The sequence below is a fragment of the Umezawaea sp. Da 62-37 genome, assembly GCF_032460545.1.
In the GTDB taxonomy this organism is placed as follows: domain Bacteria; phylum Actinomycetota; class Actinomycetes; order Mycobacteriales; family Pseudonocardiaceae; genus Umezawaea.
This window is the reverse complement of sequence record NZ_CP135965.1, coordinates 5,179,937-5,197,161: the sequence shown is the minus strand read 5'-3', so window position 1 is coordinate 5,197,161 and position 17,225 is coordinate 5,179,937. Positions and strand designations below refer to the sequence as shown.

At 71.5% G+C, this 17,225-nt stretch carries 22 protein-coding genes; 8 read left to right on the top strand and 14 right to left on the bottom strand.

Annotated elements, in window-relative coordinates; translation table 11 throughout:
- Positions 1-211: 211 nt before the first annotated feature.
- Entirely contained in the window at positions 212-1,276 is a 1,065-nt protein-coding gene (locus RM788_RS23660; protein WP_315933948.1) for an NADH:flavin oxidoreductase/NADH oxidase, read from the top strand.
- A gap of 65 nt (positions 1,277-1,341) precedes the next feature.
- Here RM788_RS23660 and RM788_RS23655 read toward each other — a convergent pair whose 3' ends face one another.
- Positions 1,342-1,527 carry a DUF3073 domain-containing protein gene (locus tag RM788_RS23655; RefSeq protein WP_106196235.1) on the bottom strand — a complete coding sequence of 62 codons (186 nt, stop codon included), beginning with the start codon at positions 1,525-1,527 and terminating at the stop codon, positions 1,342-1,344.
- A gap of 183 nt (positions 1,528-1,710) precedes the next feature.
- Between RM788_RS23655 and RM788_RS23650 the strand changes: the two genes are divergently transcribed.
- From RM788_RS23650 to RM788_RS23635, 4 genes are all read left to right on the top strand, one after another.
- Positions 1,711-2,607 (top strand): DUF8083 family protein, encoded by an 897-nt coding sequence (locus tag RM788_RS23650; protein WP_315933947.1) that lies wholly within the window; start codon positions 1,711-1,713, stop codon positions 2,605-2,607.
- A gap of 140 nt (positions 2,608-2,747) precedes the next feature.
- Positions 2,748-3,488, top strand: a complete 741-nt coding sequence (locus tag RM788_RS23645) for a 3-keto-5-aminohexanoate cleavage protein (protein ID WP_315933946.1) — start codon at positions 2,748-2,750, stop codon at positions 3,486-3,488.
- Positions 3,489-3,548: 60 nt separating this feature from the next.
- Positions 3,549-4,127, top strand: a complete 579-nt coding sequence (locus RM788_RS23640; protein WP_315933945.1) for an RsiG family protein — start codon at positions 3,549-3,551, stop codon at positions 4,125-4,127.
- 267 nt (positions 4,128-4,394) lie between these two features.
- Positions 4,395-5,609 (top strand): MFS transporter, encoded by a 1,215-nt coding sequence (locus RM788_RS23635; RefSeq protein WP_315933944.1) that lies wholly within the window; start codon positions 4,395-4,397, stop codon positions 5,607-5,609.
- Here RM788_RS23635 and RM788_RS23630 read toward each other — a convergent pair.
- From RM788_RS23630 to RM788_RS23620, 3 genes are all read right to left on the bottom strand, one after another.
- Positions 5,506-6,207, bottom strand: a complete 702-nt coding sequence (locus RM788_RS23630) for a hypothetical protein (RefSeq protein ID WP_315933943.1) — start codon at positions 6,205-6,207, stop codon at positions 5,506-5,508. The genes RM788_RS23635 and RM788_RS23630 overlap by 104 nt on opposite strands.
- Before the next feature lie 169 nt (positions 6,208-6,376).
- Positions 6,377-7,471 (bottom strand): CAF17-like 4Fe-4S cluster assembly/insertion protein YgfZ, encoded by a 1,095-nt coding sequence (locus RM788_RS23625; RefSeq protein WP_315933942.1) that lies wholly within the window; start codon positions 7,469-7,471, stop codon positions 6,377-6,379.
- Positions 7,468-7,851: a Fur family transcriptional regulator gene (locus tag RM788_RS23620; RefSeq protein WP_315934723.1), complete on the bottom strand. Its 384-nt coding sequence runs from the start codon at positions 7,849-7,851 to the stop codon at positions 7,468-7,470. The genes RM788_RS23625 and RM788_RS23620 overlap by 4 nt, the downstream gene beginning before the upstream one ends.
- Before the next feature lie 89 nt (positions 7,852-7,940).
- Here RM788_RS23620 and RM788_RS23615 point away from each other — a divergent pair, with 89 nt between their 5' ends.
- On the top strand, positions 7,941-8,783 hold the full coding sequence (locus RM788_RS23615; protein ID WP_315933941.1) for an aminodeoxychorismate lyase: 843 nt from the start codon (positions 7,941-7,943) through the stop codon (positions 8,781-8,783).
- Positions 8,784-9,061: 278 nt separating this feature from the next.
- Here the strand turns inward: RM788_RS23615 and RM788_RS23610 are convergent, their stop codons facing one another.
- The 10 genes from RM788_RS23610 to RM788_RS23570 all read right to left on the bottom strand — a co-directional run bounded on the left by RM788_RS23610 (position 9,062) and on the right by RM788_RS23570 (position 15,283).
- Positions 9,062-9,925 (bottom strand): 5-oxoprolinase subunit C family protein, encoded by an 864-nt coding sequence (locus RM788_RS23610; protein WP_315933940.1) that lies wholly within the window; start codon positions 9,923-9,925, stop codon positions 9,062-9,064.
- Positions 9,922-10,530, bottom strand: a complete 609-nt coding sequence (gene pxpB / locus RM788_RS23605; protein ID WP_315933939.1) for a 5-oxoprolinase subunit PxpB — start codon at positions 10,528-10,530, stop codon at positions 9,922-9,924. Before pxpB ends, RM788_RS23610 begins: the two co-directional genes overlap by 4 nt.
- Before the next feature lie 100 nt (positions 10,531-10,630).
- Positions 10,631-11,266 (bottom strand): heme-binding beta-barrel domain-containing protein, encoded by a 636-nt coding sequence (locus RM788_RS23600; RefSeq protein WP_315933938.1) that lies wholly within the window; start codon positions 11,264-11,266, stop codon positions 10,631-10,633.
- Between the two features lie 178 nt (positions 11,267-11,444).
- Positions 11,445-11,744, bottom strand: coding sequence for a DUF1416 domain-containing protein (locus tag RM788_RS23595; protein WP_315933937.1), 300 nt, complete (start codon positions 11,742-11,744; stop codon positions 11,445-11,447).
- Positions 11,745-11,746: 2 nt separating this feature from the next.
- The gene (locus RM788_RS23590; protein WP_315933936.1) at positions 11,747-12,592 is read right to left on the bottom strand and encodes a sulfurtransferase; all 846 of its coding nucleotides are present in this window, start codon (positions 12,590-12,592) and stop codon (positions 11,747-11,749) included.
- A gap of 11 nt (positions 12,593-12,603) precedes the next feature.
- Positions 12,604-13,056 (bottom strand): DUF4395 domain-containing protein, encoded by a 453-nt coding sequence (locus tag RM788_RS23585; RefSeq protein WP_315933935.1) that lies wholly within the window; start codon positions 13,054-13,056, stop codon positions 12,604-12,606.
- Between the two features lie 104 nt (positions 13,057-13,160).
- A complete protein-coding gene (locus tag RM788_RS53015) occupies positions 13,161-13,238 on the bottom strand; it encodes a putative leader peptide (RefSeq protein WP_372506909.1) in 78 nt (25 codons plus the stop codon).
- An 80-nt stretch (positions 13,239-13,318) separates the two neighbouring features.
- Positions 13,319-13,753 (bottom strand): thioredoxin family protein, encoded by a 435-nt coding sequence (locus RM788_RS23580; protein WP_315933934.1) that lies wholly within the window; start codon positions 13,751-13,753, stop codon positions 13,319-13,321.
- Between the two features lies 1 nt (position 13,754).
- Positions 13,755-14,558, bottom strand: a complete 804-nt coding sequence (locus RM788_RS23575) for an LmeA family phospholipid-binding protein (RefSeq protein ID WP_315933933.1) — start codon at positions 14,556-14,558, stop codon at positions 13,755-13,757.
- A complete protein-coding gene (locus tag RM788_RS23570; RefSeq protein WP_315933932.1) occupies positions 14,555-15,283 on the bottom strand; it encodes an alpha/beta hydrolase family protein in 729 nt (242 codons plus the stop codon). Before RM788_RS23570 ends, RM788_RS23575 begins: the two co-directional genes overlap by 4 nt.
- Before the next feature lie 188 nt (positions 15,284-15,471).
- Between RM788_RS23570 and RM788_RS23565 the strand changes: the two genes are divergently transcribed.
- Both RM788_RS23565 and mshD read left to right on the top strand, forming a co-directional pair.
- Positions 15,472-16,230 (top strand): winged helix-turn-helix domain-containing protein, encoded by a 759-nt coding sequence (locus RM788_RS23565; RefSeq protein WP_315933931.1) that lies wholly within the window; start codon positions 15,472-15,474, stop codon positions 16,228-16,230.
- 96 nt (positions 16,231-16,326) lie between these two features.
- Complete coding sequence (mshD, locus tag RM788_RS23560; protein ID WP_399344554.1) at positions 16,327-17,214, top strand: mycothiol synthase; 888 nt, start codon at positions 16,327-16,329, stop codon at positions 17,212-17,214.
- Positions 17,215-17,225 lie beyond the last annotated feature (11 nt).

The following is a 17,225-nucleotide window of genomic DNA, read 5'->3' as shown; positions in this document are numbered from 1 at the left end:
CCCGAACGTGCAGCGGAGAGTACACCCAATTGGACGCATGCCGCAGGCGTCGGTGGTTATCCCGTATTCGATGATCATCGCTCTTGCGAATGGGATACCGGTCGGACTGGAATTCCGCTGCTCCCACCCGGTGTGATCCGCGTCGGAACGGGAACAACCGACCCTCCGCCGGACCTTGGACGTGGGAGGACCCCCATACCGAAGGAGTCGGATGAGCCCCCTGTTCGCCCCTCTCGCCCTGCGCTCGGTCACCTTGCGCAACCGGATCGCCGTGAGCCCGATGTGCCAGTACTCGGCCGTGGAAGGGGTGCCGAACGACTGGCACCTGGTGCACCTCGGCTCGCGGGCGATCGGCGGCGCCGGACTGGTGCTCGCCGAGGCGACCGCCGTCCAGGCGATCGGGCGCATCTCGCCCGCCGACACCGGCATCTGGAACGACGACCAGGTCGCGGCCTGGCGGCCGATCACGAAATTCATCAGGGAGAACGGCGCGGTCGCCGGCATCCAGCTCGCCCACGCGGGCCGCAAGGCCTCCACGTACGCCCCGTTCGACGACGCCCACGGCGGCGTGCCGGACGAGGAGGGCGGCTGGACGCCCGTCGGCGTCGGCACCGAGGCGTTCACCCCGGACTACCGCGTGCCGGACGAACTGGACGAAGAGGGCATTCGTCAGGTGGTCGAGGACTTCGCCGCGGCCGCCCGCAGGTCGCTGGACGCGGGCTTCGAGCTGGTCGAGGTGCACGCGGCCCACGGCTACCTGCTGCACCAGTTCCTCTCGCCGCTCACCAACCGGAGGACCGACGGGTACGGCGGGGACTTCGAGGGGCGCACCAGGCTGGCCGTGGAGGTCACGGCGGCCGTGCGCGAAGCGGTCGGCGAAGACGTGCCTGTGCTCGTCCGCATCTCCGCCAGCGACTGGGTCGACGGCGGCTGGAACGAGCACGACAGCGTCGCGCTGTCGCGGGCGCTCGCCGAAGTCGGCGCAGACCTCGTCGACGCGTCGTCCGGCGGTCTGGTACCCGACGCCAAGATCACCTTGGGGCCGGGTTACCAGGTGCCGTTCGCCGACATCGTGCGAAGCAAGGCCGAAGTGCCCACCGGGGCGGTCGGCTTGATCACCGACGCCCGGCAGGCTGAAGCGATCATCGCCGACGGATCGGCCGACATCGTGCTCCTGGCGCGCGAACTGCTCCGCGACCCGTACTGGCCGCTGCACGCAGCGGTTCAGCTCGGGGCGGAGGTGAAGGCGCCCAAGCAGTACGCAAGGGCGTTCTAGAAGGTCCCGAGACTTCGAGGGTTGAGCCGCCGAAGCGGCTCAACCCTCGAAAGCCCCAGGCTGATTCAGCGACGGTAGTCGTCGTATCCGTCTTCCGACGGATCGTCTGGTCGCTCGTCGCTGAAGTGTCCATTCGCGGACTCGCCGCTGGACAGCTCGCGTTGCAAGGCGTCAAAGTCGGTGGAATGGGAGCTGTACTTAAGCTCTCGGGCCACCTTCGTCTGCTTGGCCTTCGCTCGGCCGCGCCCCATGGCTCGACCCCCTCAGACAGGGACGGGGGCGGCCGGGGGAACGGCGGCCCCACTCGTCTCGACAACTAGTTCCTGCTAACTACCGTACCGTGTCGATGGGGTTCCTCGCGACGCGGTAGGCCTTGGGAGTTGTGAGACGCACCGCCCGATCTCCTCCGAGGCCCTTCGTGGCACGATGCACACGTGCCCAGACCGTTCGTGGCCTACCTGCGGGTGTACGAGCCGCTGTCGGTGCTCGAACCCCCATTGGCTGATCAGGTGCGTCGCGCGCTGGAAAAAGGCGCCCTGAGCCGGGCCGACGTCGGGGATCGCGAACGGGAACTGTGGTTGCGGTCACAACTGGCCACGCCGTCCAGATTGCTCCCCGGAGATCGCTCGGACGGGCGTGGCGTGGTCCAGGACGCCCCCTTCGACGTGATGACCATCAGTCCGGCCGAGGTACCTACGAGCGACGCGGCTCGGGTCGGCCCCGGACCCCTGGTCTGCCCCCTGGACCTGCGGGCCCGCTCCGCCGCGGGCCTGATCGGCTTCCTGGCCAACTCCACCGGCCCGTTGCAGGCCGAGGCGCTCAACAGGGGTGCGGACGAGGTCCGCTCACGTGCGGCGTTCGTGATGGCCGAGCTGAACGCGGGCGCGGTGCACGTGGTCTCCACGACCTGGACCGTGCCGCTGCCCTGGTTCGCCCTGGTCGACCCGGACACCCGGCGGATCGTGCTCGCCCCGCAGAACGACCCGGCCCGCCAGCTGTCCTGGCGGGTCGCCATGGCCGACGCCCGCAGGCGGGTCGCCCGTGCTCACGCGATCGTGAAGCGCTCGATCGGGGAGAACGGGCCCGCGCGGATCCTCGCGGACACCGGCCGCTGGCTGGAGCACTTCCACCCGCACTCCGCCGTCGAACTCGACTACGGCGGCCTCGTGCAGCTGATCGAGGACAAGGACCTGCTGGAGGACACCTCCGCCCAGGACGTGAACGCGATCATCGACGCGCTCGAGTCGGGCGACGCCGAGGAGGTCGCGCTGCGCTACGAGCACCTCCGCGAGTTCTGGGGTGAGCTGGGCTTCCGCGAGCGCCACGGGTAGTCGCCGACGGCCGGGCGAACGCCCCGTCCAGGCCTCCGAACAGCCCAGCGGAGCGGGCTCCGAAAGCACGAGCTGCCGCCGAACGGCTGGTGGTGCGCCGTGTCGGCCGCCGGGTCCGGGACCTGTGCCAGTATTTCCGCATGGCCCGCCCTGGTTCCCGCGGCACGCTGCTCACCGTCGCACCCCGAGCGACGGGATCGGTCGACGGGTTGGTGGCGGCCGTGCAGAGCAGCGAGCGGGTCGGAGCGGCTGTGGTCCGGGTCCGGGTCGTGGACGTGGGCAAGGCGCGCGAGGTCGTGGCGGCGTTGCGGGAGCGGACCTCGGTGATCGTGCGGCTGGCGGCCGACGCCGACCGGCCGAAGCTGCTGGACGCGGTGCCGGACTCGCTGGTCTGCCCCGTGGACGAGCCTTGGGAATCCCTGGTCGACTTGCACGACGACCTGCGGGAACGCGGGATCGTGCCCGAGTACGAGGTGACCGGCGCCGCGCAGTTCGACGTCCTGCGCAGGCTGCTCGGCGAGCACGGGCCGCCGTCGGGTGGACGGGTTCACGTGGGGCTGGTGCTGGGTACCCCCGGTGGGCTGCCGGGAGACGCCGAGACCCTGATCGAGTCGTTGCGGTCACTGCCCGAGGGCGCCTCGTTCTCCGCCGCGGGCGTCGGGGTCGCGACCATTCCGGTGATGTTGGCGGCGCTGGCGGTCGGTGGGCACCTGCGCGTCGGGATGTCGGACACCGAGAGTTACGCCGAAGGGCAGCCCGTTCGGGACGACGTGCAGCTGGTGGCCAGGGCCGCCGGGCTGGCGAAGATCGCTCAACGGCCGCCGCTGCCGGTGGTCGAGGCACGGGAACTACTGGGTGTGCACGGTCCGGTACGGGTTTGACACCACTTTGGAAGCAGGTTCGTGTTGGCGGCTGAGCAGGATCTACCTCAGGATGAGTACGTGATCGAGGTGCGTCCTGGCGGACGCCGCCGTATCGACCGGGTGCTCGCCCCTGACTACGCAGAGGGCGTCGAGCAGCGCCCTCTCGCCGACGTGCGCGCGTTGCGCGACGAAGCGGCGCAAGAAGAGACCGACCTCTCCTACCTACGACGACTGCTGCACGCGCGGATCGACATCGTGCGTGCCGAGAAGCTGCGCCGGACCGACGGCGGATCGTCGGTCGTCGACCAGCTGGCGACGATCCTCGCGTCCAACGCGGTGGGCCCGTCGACCGGTCTCGGCCGGTACCAGACGCACGAGCCGTCGCGGGCCGACGCCCACCAGCGGCACGTGGAAGCGCTGGTCTCGGACGTGGACCTGTCCGACGTCAGCACCCTGTCCGACGAGAGGCTCGACCTGACGCTGCGCACCTTCATCGGTGAGGAAGCGTCGGTTTCGCAGCGCAGGCGCCAGGTGCAGGTCGTGATGGACCAGCTCAACGCGGAGATCGCGGGCCGCTACCAGAGCGGCAGCGCCTCGGTGGACGACCTGCTCGCGGACGAGCGCAGCCGACCGAACCACCGGATCGTCAAGGACTGATCCGCGCTCCACCCGACCGCCCGGCACCGCTCGGGCACGGCGGACCACTGCCGCTTCGACGTGCCCCACCGGGCGGGTCGGGCGGTTTTCTTCGTTCTGCACGTGCAAATGCACTAGTCGTGCGTACGCCGTGTCGTCCACTCCGGACTTCCGGGCGGCATTCGCCCACCTCCTCGCGAACGTCCCCTGGCCCTCGCATGTTCGATGCCATCCCAGTCAGTGGAAATTTCTTCCCGAAGAGTGGGCGGCGGACCTAGCGTGCAGGACATGGCAGGTCGTTATCGGTGGGTGGTCCTCGGCGTCGGCGCGCTCGCGCAGGGCACGAACGCGGCGGTCTTCCTCGGACTTCCCGCGCTGACGCCGCAGCTCAGAGCGCATTTCGACCTCACGCTGCCGCAGGTCGGCCTGCTCATCGGCGCGGTCAACCTGGGCACGATGCTCACCCTCGTCCCCTGGGGCGCGATGGCCGACCGCCGCGGCGAACGGCTGGTGATGACCATCGGCGGGGTCGGCGCCGCCGCCTTCCTGGCGCTGGTCGCGACCGGGAACGCGCTGCTCGCCGGACTGGCGCTGTTCGGCGCGGGTGTCTTCGGGGCCAGCGTGAACGCCGCCAGTGGCCGGGCGGTCATGAGCTGGTTCACCGCCGACCGCCGCGGCCTGGCCATGGGCATCCGGCAGACCGCCACGCCGGTGGGCGCGGCGCTGGCCGCCGTCGTGCTGCCGGTGGTCGCCGCGAACGCCGGTGTGCCCGCCGCCTTCGTGGCGCTGAGCGCCTTCACCGCGCTGGTGGCCGTCGCCATCGCGGTGTTCATCCGGGAACCACCCGGCGCCGTCCGGTCCGCGCACGGCCAGGGCGTCGTGCTGCGCGACCCGAGGCTGATCCGCCTGAGCACCGCCAGCGGCCTGCTGGTGGTGCCCCAGTTCACCGCTGCCGCCCTGATGGTGGAACTGCTGCACGACCACCGCGGCGTGGCGCTCGGACTCGCTTCGGGCCTGTTCGCGGCCGCCCAGGTGCTCGGCGGCGCGGGCAGGCTCGGCGCGGGCGTGTGGTCCGACGCGGTCCGCAGCAGGCTGGACCCGCTGCGGACCGTCGCCGTGGTGGTGACCGCCTTCTTCCTGCTGTGCGCCCTGCTGGTCGACGCCCCCTTGTGGCTGCTGGCGACCGCGCTGGTGCCCACGACCGCGCTGGCGGTGTGCTGGAACGGCCTCGCGGTGACCGCCGCCGTCGAGCTGGCGCCCGACGGCAGCAGCGGCACCGCGCTGGGCATGCAGAACTCGGCGAACTACCTGAGCGCCACGATCACCCCGGCCCTGACCGGGTGGGTGGCCGTCGCGGTCTCCTGGCAGGCCTCGCTCGTGCTCGCGGCCGCGGCCGCCGCTACCGCCCGGTTCCTGCTGCGGGACCTGACCGAGCCGAGCAGTAGCCCGCCGCCACCAGGAAGCGGTGGTGGGCCGTCTCCGCACCGGTCGCCGAGTCCCTGAGCCGCGCGTCGAGCACCCAGCCCGACCCGGCCGCCACGTCCGCCGCCCAAGCGCCGGTGAACTCCTCGACCTGCGCGGCCCCGGTGATCCTGACCAGCTCGAAGTCCGCCACCGTCGCCGCGTCCACCGGCACGCCGGTCGTCAGCTCCGGCCGCGTCCCGTCGACCCAGCGGTACCCCGCCCCGGTCTGCACCCGCACGGCCCCGGTGTCGCTCCGCGCGGTCCCGTCCGGCGCGCACCCGACCGAGCTGTCCGCTTCGAGCAGCGAGTAGATCGTGCCGCCGTCGGCGTCCACCAGCCGGAAGTGCTCGTCGACGCCCCCGTAACCGCCGTCGACCCCGCCGCCCAGCACCCGCAGGCCGATGGCGAACGGGCTCGCCCCCTGCCAGTGCCCGACCGACCGGACCTCCTCGCAGCACGGCACCGGCAGGCCCTGCCGTCCCTCGTGCACATCCGCCACGGTCGTGCCGTCGGCCACGTTCCTCGCGAGCACCGGGATCACCTGGGCGTGCGCGACCCAGTCGCCCGACGCCCGTGCCACGCCCACCCCGCCCAGAACGACGCCCAGCGCGAGCACCCCGGCCAAGAACTTCCTCAAGACGAACCCCCTCCGTCGCCGAAAACCGGACAGGAGGAGTTGTACCGGGCGCTACCGACAATTCCCGCCGCGCTCGGGAAAAGCCCAGCTCACCCCAGGACTCGCCGGGGTGTTCGCGGCGCGGGGACGAGCCCGCCACGTGCACTACGCACGTGGCGGGGTCACCGCGTTAGCGGCCCAGGTTCCGAGCCGCCTCCCGGCCCAGCGCCGGGGTGTCCGGCGGGATCGAGTCCGGGTCGATCGACCCCTGCACAACGCGGTCGTCGACCCCCAGCAGCAGGTCCGCGTCCACCGGCACCGACCGCTTGATCAGCGCCAGCGCGATCGTCCCCAGCTCGTGGTGCAGCGCCACGCTGCCGACCCGACCGACGACCCGCTCGCCCAGCACCACCGGATCGCCGGTCTCCGGCTGCACCTCGCGGGACCCGTCCAGGTGCAGCAGCAGCATCCGGCGCGGCGGCCGTCCGACGTTGTGCACCTTCGACACGGTCTCCTGGCCCCGGTAGCACCCCTTGTCCAGGTGCACCGCCGACCCGATCCAGTTCACCTCGTGCGGGATGGTCTTCTCGTCCGTGTCGATCCCGAGGCGGGGTCGCAGCGATTCGACGCGCAGCGCCTCGAACGCCCACGAGCCCGCGGGCCGGGCGCCCGCGTCGGTCAGCCGCTGCCACCAGGCAGGCAGCTCCGCGCGGGGCACGAGCAGGTCGACGGCGTCGTGGCCGGGCCAGGTCATGCGCCGGGCGAAGCCGCCGCCGGGGAGGCCGAGCGCCTCGTCCGGCTTGCCGGGGACCGGCAGGTCGAGCTTCGCGAGCAGGGCGGTGACCTCCGGGCCGACCAGGGACAGCACGGCGAGTTCCGCCGTCGCGTCGCGCGGGTCGACCTTCGACCAGAAGCGCATCGAGTCGAGGTACTTGAGCAGCGGCTCGGTGGTCCGGGCCTCCATGTCGAGGTACACGGTGCCGTCGACGTTGGCGACGACCGCGTGGTGCTCGACCCGGCCCTGGACGTCCAGGACCAGCGCCTCGGTGCCCCGGCCCTCGGCCAGCGCGGTGAAGTGCTGGCTGGTCAGCGAGTGCAGCCAGGTCAGCCGGTCCTCACCGGGCACGGCGATCACGCCCCGGTGCGAGCGGTCGAAGACGGCGACGGATCGGGCGGCCGACCGCTGTTCGGCGAACGGGTCCCCGAAGTGCCACGGCACCCCCTGGTCGGGGAGGCCGTCGAACGGTGCGATGGCACCCGGCACGGCGAGCAGCGGTGAGATCACTCGTTCTCCTGTTCCAGGCAGTCCCGACAGGTGCCGGAAAGCGCGAGGTGGCTTGCGTCCAGTTCGAACCCGTAGGAGTCGCCGAGTGTTCCGGCGAGGCCGTCGAGGATCTCGCACGGGATCTCGTCGGTCCGCCCGCAGCGGTGGCAGACCAGGTGCACGTGCTCGTGGTCGTCCGCCGAGTAGGTCGGGGCGCCGTGGCCGAGGTGGGTGTGCCGGACCAGGCCGAGCTTGTCCAGCAGGTCCAGCGTCCGGTAGATCGTCGTGATGTTCACGGTCGACGCCGTGGCCTGGACGCGTTGGCAGATCTGCTCGGGGGTGGCGTGCTCCAGTTCGCGCACCGCGTCGAGCACGAGCTGTCGCTGGGGTGTCATGCGCATGCCGCGCTCGTGCAGCGTCTTGCGCAGAGCCTTGCGGCTGCTTGCGGTCTCCACGATGGTGATGGTAGGCCGTGAGTAGGCTGCCCCGTATGCGAGTGCTGGCACTTCTCGACGGAACACTGGCCGACCCGGACGCCCCGCTGCTGCGGGTGGACGACCTCGGATTGATGCGCGGCGACGGCATCTTCGAGACGGTCCTGGTCGTCAACGGCAAGCCGCGGGAACTGGACCCCCACCTCGACCGGCTGGCCCGGTCCGCCGAGATGCTCGACCTCCCGGAACCCCACCGGGCCTCGTTCGAGCGGGCTCTCACCCTCGTGCTGGACAACTGGTCCGGCGGCACCGAGATGGCCCTGAAGCTCGTCTACACCCGCGGCGTCGAGGGCGGCGACGGCACGCCCACCGGGTTCGCGCTGGGCATGCCGATCGCGGCCAAGACGCTCACCCAGCGGGAAGCGGGCCTCTCGGCCATCACGCTGGACCGCGGCGTCGAGCCCGGCCTCGCCGAGCGCGCCCCGTGGCTGCTGCTGGGCGCCAAGACGCTGTCGTACGCGGTCAACATGGCCGCGCTGCGCGAGGCCGAGCGCCGGGGCGCCGAGGAGGTCGTGTTCACCACGCCCGACGGGGGCGTGCTGGAAGGCCCGACCTCGACGCTGGTCACGGTCAACGGCCGCACCCTCACGACCCCGCCCGCGACCCTCGGCATCCTGCCCGGCACCACGCAGGCCGCCCTGTTCCGCGCGGCCGAGCGCGAGGGCTGGACCGTGGTGGTCGAACCCGTCGCGACGGCCGACCTGCACGCCGCCGACGGCGTGTTCCTGTTGTCCAGCGTTCGCAAGATCACCCGCGTGCACACGCTGGACGGGAAGGCGCTCACCGATTCCTCGGTGATCCACGCGGAGCTGGCCGACCTCTACGAGTCCGAGTACTAGGAATTCCACCCGCGGCCCCGTCGGATTCCGGTCGCGACGGGGTTCTTCCCGCGGCGGCGGGACCGCCGTGAATGCGCGAGATCATTTCCGGAAAGGCCGTTCCGACGCCGGGGCGGCCTTTCCGGGAAGGACTGCTCCGGACCGGCGTTGATCAACACGCCGATGTCATCGGACATCTCCCGGAACATCGTGCTGGGCAATCCTTTTCCGCAGCCACGCGGTTTCCTGCCGATTGACCATCCTGACCCCGGTCAACGGAACAACGGACCCGGACCGGATCAGGCCCGCGGGCGGAACCGGAACGCGGTACCCGGCCGCGCTTGGGCCAGCAGCGCCAACTCCGCGGCGGGCACCACCCCGATCACCGGGTATCCGCCGGTCGTCGGGTGGTCGGCCAGGAACACCACCGGCTGCCCGTCCGCGGGCACCTGCACGCCCCCGGTCGGGATGCCCTCGCTGGCCAGTTCCCGGCCCGCGAAGCGCGCCCCGCGCTCCAGCGCGGTCCCGGTCAGCCGCATGCCGACCCGGTTGCTCCGCTCCGACACCGTCCACCGCCCGGCCGCGAGTTGCCGCACGGGCAAGTCGAACCAGTCGTCACGGGGGCCGAGCAGCACCGCCACCGCCAGTTCCGCGGGCACCCGCGTCGGCGCCAGCACGTCGATGCCCACCGCGGGCGCGACCACCGGCCCGAGCGGCAGTTCGTCGTCGGCGCGCAGCGGTTCCGGCCCGATCCCGGACAGCAGGTCGGTCGACCGGCTCCCCAGTTCGGCCTCCACCGCGATACCGCCGGACACCGCCGCGTAGCAGCGCAACCCGTCCTCGGGCGTGCCGATCTCCAGCACGTCATCGCACGCCAGGTGCACCGGCGCGTGCGACCCGACCGGCTTCCCGTTGCGCAGCACCGGAACCCGCGGCCCCGTCACCACGACCGTGCACGAGCACCTTGCCCGGACGGCAAGTCCGCCGAGCAGCACTTCCAGCCCCGCCGCGGATTCCGGGTTCCCCGCCAGCCGGTTCGCCAGCCGCAGGGCGGGCATGTCGAGCGCGCCCGACGGCGGCACGCCGAGATGCGCGTACCCCGGCCGCCCCAGGTCCTGCACCAGGGCCTGCGGACCGGTCCGCAGCACGGTCAGCCGCCTCACCCGGCCACCTCGAACCGCACCCGGTCACCGGGGGCGAGCAGCGCGGGCTCGTCACGGCGCGCGTCGAACAGCGCCACGTCGGTCCGCCCCAGCAACCGCCATCCCCCTGGTGTGGCACGGGGGTAGGCCGCCGTGAACTCCCCGGCGATCGCCACCGACCCCGCGGGCACCTTCGTGCGCGGACTGTCCAACCGCGGCTGCCGCAACGCCTCGGGCAGTCCCACGAGGTACCCGAACCCCGGCGCGAACCCGCAGAACGCCACCTCGTACTCGGCGCCCGAATGCAGCTCCACGACCTCGGCGGTGCTCAGTTCCGCCGTCCGCGCCACCAGGTCCAGGTCCGGCCCGTCGTACCGCACCGGTATCCGCACCTCGCGGGACCCGACCTCCACCGCCCGGCCCAGGTCGACCGCGTCCAGCACCCGCCGCACGGTCCCCAGGTCCGCGCCGGGGCGAACCGAGATCAACACCGTCCGGGCCGCGGGCACGACGTCCACCACTTCCGGCAGTTCGGCCGCGCGAACGGCGACCCGCACCGCGGCCACCTCGCCAAGCGAGTCGACCTCGACCAGCACCGCCTCCGAACCGCACCGCCGCAGCCGCATGCCGTCCACCTTACGGGCTATGTGAGGATTGTTGAACAATCTTCGGGCAAGAAGCGAGGAAGGGCCGCCGGAGAACGCCCGGCGGCCCTTCCTCGAAGAACTACCCCGCGACGCGCTGGAGGTGCGCGGAGGTGTGCGGCTGGAGCGGCTGCCCCACCATCGCGCGCTCCTCCACGTAGGCCAGGTCCCCGCTGTTCACCACGCCGTACAGCCGCTGAGCGGCCGTGACGTCCTTGGCCGTCGACGTCCTCACCACGGCGTCCGTCGCGAACTCCCACGACGTCTGGTTCCGCGGCTTCCCGTAGTACAGCTCCATGATCCCGGTGTTGTGCGTCAACAACACCTCGATCGTGTCGTCCTCCTGCGGCCGCCAGAACCCGGTCTCCCGCGCCGCGGGCCGGATCACCTCGCCCGACTCGGACAACAGCCACGACCGCGCCTCGTAGAACAGGAACGGCCGCCCGTCGTGCGCGAACGTGATCTGCTGGCCGAAGCGGTACGGGCCCTCGATGGTCGGGTACACCACCTCGCCCTCGCCCCGCCACACGCCGATCAGCGGCAGCAGCGCCAGGCACCGGTCGTGCAGCGATGGACCGAGGCGCAGGTTCGCGGTGTCCGCCGGGATCGGCAGGTCGTCGAACTGCGGCAGGTTGCGGGATCGCGTCACCTCGGCGCGTTCGGCGGCGGCCTGCACCGCCGCGTCACCACTGCCGGGCTCGGGGTTGGTCGTCGTCATCAGCGCTGGTCGGAGTAGAGCCGGTAGACCACGTACGCGGCGAACCACGTGATCAGCAGCGCGACCAGGACCAGGAGGCCTGTGAAGAAGTGTTCCACCCGTGGAGTTTATCTCCCCTGGTCGGAACGCGAGGGGCGGCGGTGGCCAACGCCACCGCCGCCCCTCGCGTGGAACTCCGTCAGGCGACCGCGACCTCGACCGCGTGCACGCCGGGGCCCTGCGCGCTCACCAGCGCCTGGCCGTTGCCCGAGCGGTGCAGCGCCCGGATCGTCCAGTCGCCGGGGGCGGCGTAGAACCGGAAGTCGCCCTCCGGCGACGACACGACCTCGGCGGTGAACTCGCCGGTCGAGTCGAGCAGCCGCACGTAGGCGCCGCCGACCGGCGCGCCCTCCGCGAACACCTTGCCGCTGAACACCGTCTCGGTGGTGCTCACGCCCTCGACGACCACCGACTGGTCCGGGGCACCGCATCCGCTCATGGTCAGCCTTCCTTGCCGCTGCCGAGCTCGACCGGCACGCCGATGAGCGAGCCGTACTCGGTCCAGGAACCGTCGTAGTTCTTCACGTCCTCGTGGCCCAGCAGCTCGTGCAGGGCGAACCAGGAGTGCGAGGAGCGCTCGCCGATGCGGCAGTACGCGATGGTGCTCTTCGAGCCGTCGAGCCCGGCCTCGCCGTAGAGCGCCCGCAGCTCGTCGTCGGAGCGGAAGGTGCCGTCCTCGTTGGCCGCCTTGCTCCACGGCACGTTGATCGCCGACGGGATGTGGCCGCCGCGCTGCGCCTGCTCCTGCGGCAGGTGCGCCGGGGCGAGGAGCTTGCCGGAGAACTCGTCGGGGGAGCGCACGTCGACCAGGTTCTTCGCACCGATCGCCGCCACGACCTCGTCGCGGAACGCGCGGATCGACAGGTCCTGCTCCTTGGCGGAGTAGCTCGTCGCGGCGCGCTCGACGACGTCCTTGTCCAGCGGACGGCCGTCCAGCTCCCACTTCTTGCGGCCGCCGTCGAGCAGCTTGACCGCGTCGTGGCCGTACAGCTTGAAGTACCAGTACGCGTACGCCGCGAACCAGTTGTTGTTGCCGCCGTAGAGGATCACGGTGTCGTCGTTGGAGATGCCCTTCGCGGACAGGAGCGCCTCGAAGCCCGCCTTGTCCACGAAGTCGCGCCGGACCTGGTCCTGGAGTTCCGTCCTCCAGTCGATCCGGACGGCGCCGGGGATGTGGCCGCCCTCGTACGCGGTGGTGTCCTCGTCGACCTCGACGAACACCACACCGGGCGCTTCGAGGTTCTCCTCTGACCAGGCGGCCGAGACCAGGACGTTCTCACGGCTCATCGGGTTGGCTCCTATTTCTCGATCTTCTGTTGCCTGCGGACTGGTGCGGGTGCGAAGCGACGCAGGAGCAGGTAGGCCTCGCACCCGAGGCAGAAGGCGAACGCGGCGTTGAGCAGGGCGGCCACCAGCGCGAACGAGGTGGCGACGATCCCGACGCCGGTGGACCCGGTCGCGTAGCCGACCGTGCCTACCAGGGTGAACGCGAACCCGACGGTCTGGGCGAAGCGCAGCGGGGCCGCGTCCTCGCGCTCCGACGTCGGCGCGAGACGAGGCCGGACGACGAGCCGGTACACCTGCCCCCACGGGTTCAGGTTCAGCGACACGAGGCCGGACGCCGCGAAGACCAGCGCCTGCGCGGCCAGCAGCGGCCACCAGCCGGTGAGCAGCACGACGGCGAGCACGACGGCCGTCACCCAGGCGGTGAACCGCGGGCCGCGCGGGTCCACGGGAGCGTCCTCGACCACGATGTGCCTCCTGACAGGGGACTGGACGCGGAGTGTCCGTCAGGGGGTTCAAGGGCGGCCGCGCACCCACGTCCGAGCGTGGGGGACCGCCGGGAACCGCCCGGTCAGCGCATCGTTCGACACAGGCTGCTGTGCACGCGGCAGAGGTCCACCGCGAGTCGCTTGGTCAGCAGCACGTACATGGTTCGAGGGTAACCCCAGTTCTCCCCTGTCGGGAGTGGTGTCCACTACTTGGAATCGACCTGCGTCGCCCGTTCGCGGGTCATCCGTCCGCGGCGGGCAGGTGCCCGGCGAGGGCCGCGAGCAGCGCGTCGCGCTTCGGCACGCCGCCGACCCGCAGGATCTCCGCCCCGGTGCCGCTGAGCGCCAGGGTGGTCGGGGTCCGCAGCACGCCCAGTTCGCGGGCGACCTCGGGCATGTCCGTCACGTCCAGGTCGACGTGGCGCAGGCCCTCGGTCCGGTCCGCCAGGTCGGCCAGCAGCACGCGGGTCTGCCCGCACGGCGCGCAGAACGTCGTCGACAGCTGCACCAGCGTGACCGGGTCCTCGGGGTTCAGGAGGGCGCGGACCGGGCCGGGCAGCGGAGGTCCGGTCCCCTCGGCGCCCGCCGCCTTGATCCGGCCTTCGCGGGCGCGCAGCAGGAAGCCGATCGCGCCCACCGCGACCAGCACCGCCACCAGCGCCCACAGTCCGGTCATGTCATCCGTTGCCCTGGTCCAGGGGGATGTCGTCCACGGTGCCCTCCACCGTGAACGCTCCACTCTCCACCTGCACCGCGGTAGGTGTCACGGTGAACGGCAGCACACCGGGGTCGATCTTGATGCTGAGCGCCTGCTTGAGGTGCGCGATGAACGGCTCCAGCGACAGGTCGTCGATCTTCAGCTCGTTCACGGCCAGCTCGACCTGCCCGCCGACCAGCGTCACGGTGCCGTACGCGGTGAGCGAGATCTTCCGGCTCGCCAGCGTCGTGTTGCCGGACAGCTTCACCGCGGCGGAGGTGCGCGGCGGGGCCTGCTCCTCGGACCCCTCGGCGCGGGTATCCGGCTCGATCGCCATGTCGGTGAACGGGGTCACCTGGTTGACCAGCCGGTTCAGGTCGTTCGCCTTGATCTTGACGCGGCCCTGGACCCGGTCGATCTTGGCGCCCTTGGTGTTGCCCGCGAGCAGGTTCGACAGCTCGATCCGGGTGTGCAGGAGGTTCGCCTGGATCTCCAGGTCCCGCAGCTGGTCGCGCACCGGCACGCCGGTCGCGCTGATCTCGATGTCCTTGTAGTCACCGCCCAGCGCCTGGGTGATGAACGGGAACCCGTTGATCCGCACGGACGGGTCCTCGGCGAGCCCGAGCTTCGCGCGCATCTTCTGCGCGACCTGGTACTCGCCCGCGGCGGCCAGCGCGAAGTCGGCGCCGACGAGCAGTGCGACCAGCACCAGCAGGGCGATGATCCACTTCCGGCCCCGTGACGGGCGTCGTTTCGGGGCGTTCCTGCGGGTCGGGGCGGTCATCGATGTCCTTCTGAGGCAGACGCGTGGTCGAGCCAGGCCGCGATCCGGTCCACCAGCGCCGGCGTCATCGCCGACTCCGCGTGCCGCGTGCCGGGCTCCAACCACAGTTCGGAGTGCCCACGTGACGCCCGGTGCAGGGCGACGCCGTGGTCGGGGCTGAAGTAATGATCGTCCTCACCATGCACCACCAGCAGTGGGGTGGGCGTGATTCGGTGCACCACCTCCAGAGGGCTCTCCGGAGGAGTGGCCCAGGGGTCGCCCAACCGCACGCCGAGCAAACGCGCCGCGAGCCGCCCGTGCGGCTGCTCCAGCAGCCAGTGCACCCGGCGCATGGCCACCGACTCGCGCACCCACCACCGCGACGGCCCGCTCACCGCGGCCACCGCGTCGGGCTTGGCGCCGTCGGGCGCGAGCGCCGCGTGGCGGATCGCGATCGAGGCGCCCATCGAGAACCCGACCGTGACGATCCGCCGGTACCCGAGGGCGCGCGCCAGCTCGACGCCCGCCGCCAGATCGTGGATCTCGTCCGCGCCGACCGAGGACCGCCCCGCGGACCGGCCGTGGCCCCGGAAGTCGAGCGCGACGACACCTCCGCGCCGCGCAAATCGATTCAGAACCCGGTTGACAGCGGGCTTGCGAACGTGGTTCGTGAAGCCGTGGCCGATCACGAAGGCAAGATCGGTAACGCCCTGTACAGCAGTTATGTGCACTCCGTGCAGGAGCACGCCGTCATGTGACATGGATGTAACAGGCGTGACGCTTGTGGAAACAACTGTGACCCTGACCTGTTGACCTGGGTCTTTCGTGGATCGCACCGGTATTGTCTCCGTCATCCGCAGGCAACGGGGCCCGGTCACCGTACGCTGCTGGGCTGGTTCGGTGACCAGTCACCAGCCATATAGGAGGGCCCGCGATGAGCATCGACGTGCTGCTGCTGACCACCGACTCCGACCCCGAGGCGGTGCTGCCGGCGCTGTCCCTGCTTCCCCACGAGGTCCGGCCGCTCCGGCCCGAGGTCTCCGCACTCCTGGAGGCCGGACCGCACGACATCGTCCTGGTCGACGCCAGGACCGACCTGGCGGGCGCCCGCAGCCTCTGCCGCCTGCTCGACAGCAGCGGCGTGGACGTCCCCGTCGTCGCCGTCGTGACGGAAGGCGGCCTCGTGGCCGTCACCTCCGACTGGAGCGTCGACGAGATCCTCCTCCCCACCTCCGGCCCCGCCGAGGTGGACGCCAGGCTCCGCCTGGTCCGCTCCCGCCGCGGCACCGCGCAGTCCGGCGGCGACGGCTCCATCCAGCTGGGCGAGCTGGTCATCGACGAGGCGACCTACACCGCCCGGCTCAAGGGCCGCCCCCTCGACCTCACCTACAAGGAGTTCGAGCTCCTCAAGTACCTCGCGCAGCACGCGGGCCGCGTCTTCACCCGCGCCCAGCTGCTCCAGGAGGTCTGGGGCTACGACTTCTTCGGCGGCACCCGCACCGTGGACGTCCACGTGCGCCGCCTCCGCGCGAAGCTGGGCCCCGAGCACGAGTCCCTCATCGGCACGGTCCGCAACGTCGGCTACAAGTTCGTCCGCCCCCCGCGTCCGGGCGCCGTCCGCCGCGGCGTCGACCAGCACGCCGACTCGGCCGACACCACGTCCATCGAGGACGCGGAGTTCTACCGCGTCTGAGCCGACCACCCGAACCGCCCTCCACCCCACCCGGTGGAGGGCGGTTCGCCGGTCGGCCCTTGATCACCGACCGCCCCCACCGGGTACGGTCGCGGTGTGGCTGAGTCGAGCTGGCACAACGAGCTGTCCGAACCGCTGGCCGACGAGGTCGAGGAGGTTCTCGCCGCGGCCGAGCGGGCCGACGGCGTGGCGCCGGTCGGCGAGCACGTCCGGTTGCGCATGAGGCCGGGAGCGCGGGGCAGCGCGCACCTGCTGGCGCGTGTCGACGGGAAGGTCGTCGGCTACGCGCACCTCGACCTCCTCGGCGACTCCGAGGGCAACCAGGTGGCCGAGTTCGTCGTGCACCCCGAGCACCGCAGGCAGGGCGTGGGCACGGCGGTGGCCACGGCCGTGGTGGAGAGGTCCGCCCCGCTGCGGGTCTGGGCGCACGGTGACCGCCCCGGCGCCGAGGAACTGGCTGGGAAGCTCGGCTTCCGCAAGGTCCGGGAGTTGCGGCGCATGCGCATGCGCCTGGACGGCGAGCTGCCCGAGGCGTCGTTGCCCGAAGGCGTGCGGCTGCGCGCGTTCGTGCCCGGCCAGGACGAGGCCGGGGTCGTCTACGTGAACCACCGCGCCTTCTCGTGGCACCCCGAGCAGGGCGCCATGAGCATCGAGGACGTGCACCACAAGGAAGCCGAGGACTGGTTCGACGCGAAGGGCTTCCTGCTCGCCGTGGACGACCAGGGGACGCTGCTGGGCTTCCACTGGACCAAGGTCCACGAGCAGGCGGAACCGCTCGGCGAGGTCTACGTCGTCGGTGTCGACCTGGACGCGCAGGGCGGTGGGCTCGGCAAGGCGCTGACGGTCGCCGGGCTGCGCTACCTGAAGGAGTCGGGGTTGCGCGAAGTGATGCTCTACGTCGAATCCGACAACGCGGCCGCCGTTCGGGTGTACACCCGGTTGGGGTTCACGCTCTGGGACGCGGACGTCCAGTACGGCCGGTAGTAGTCGCCCTG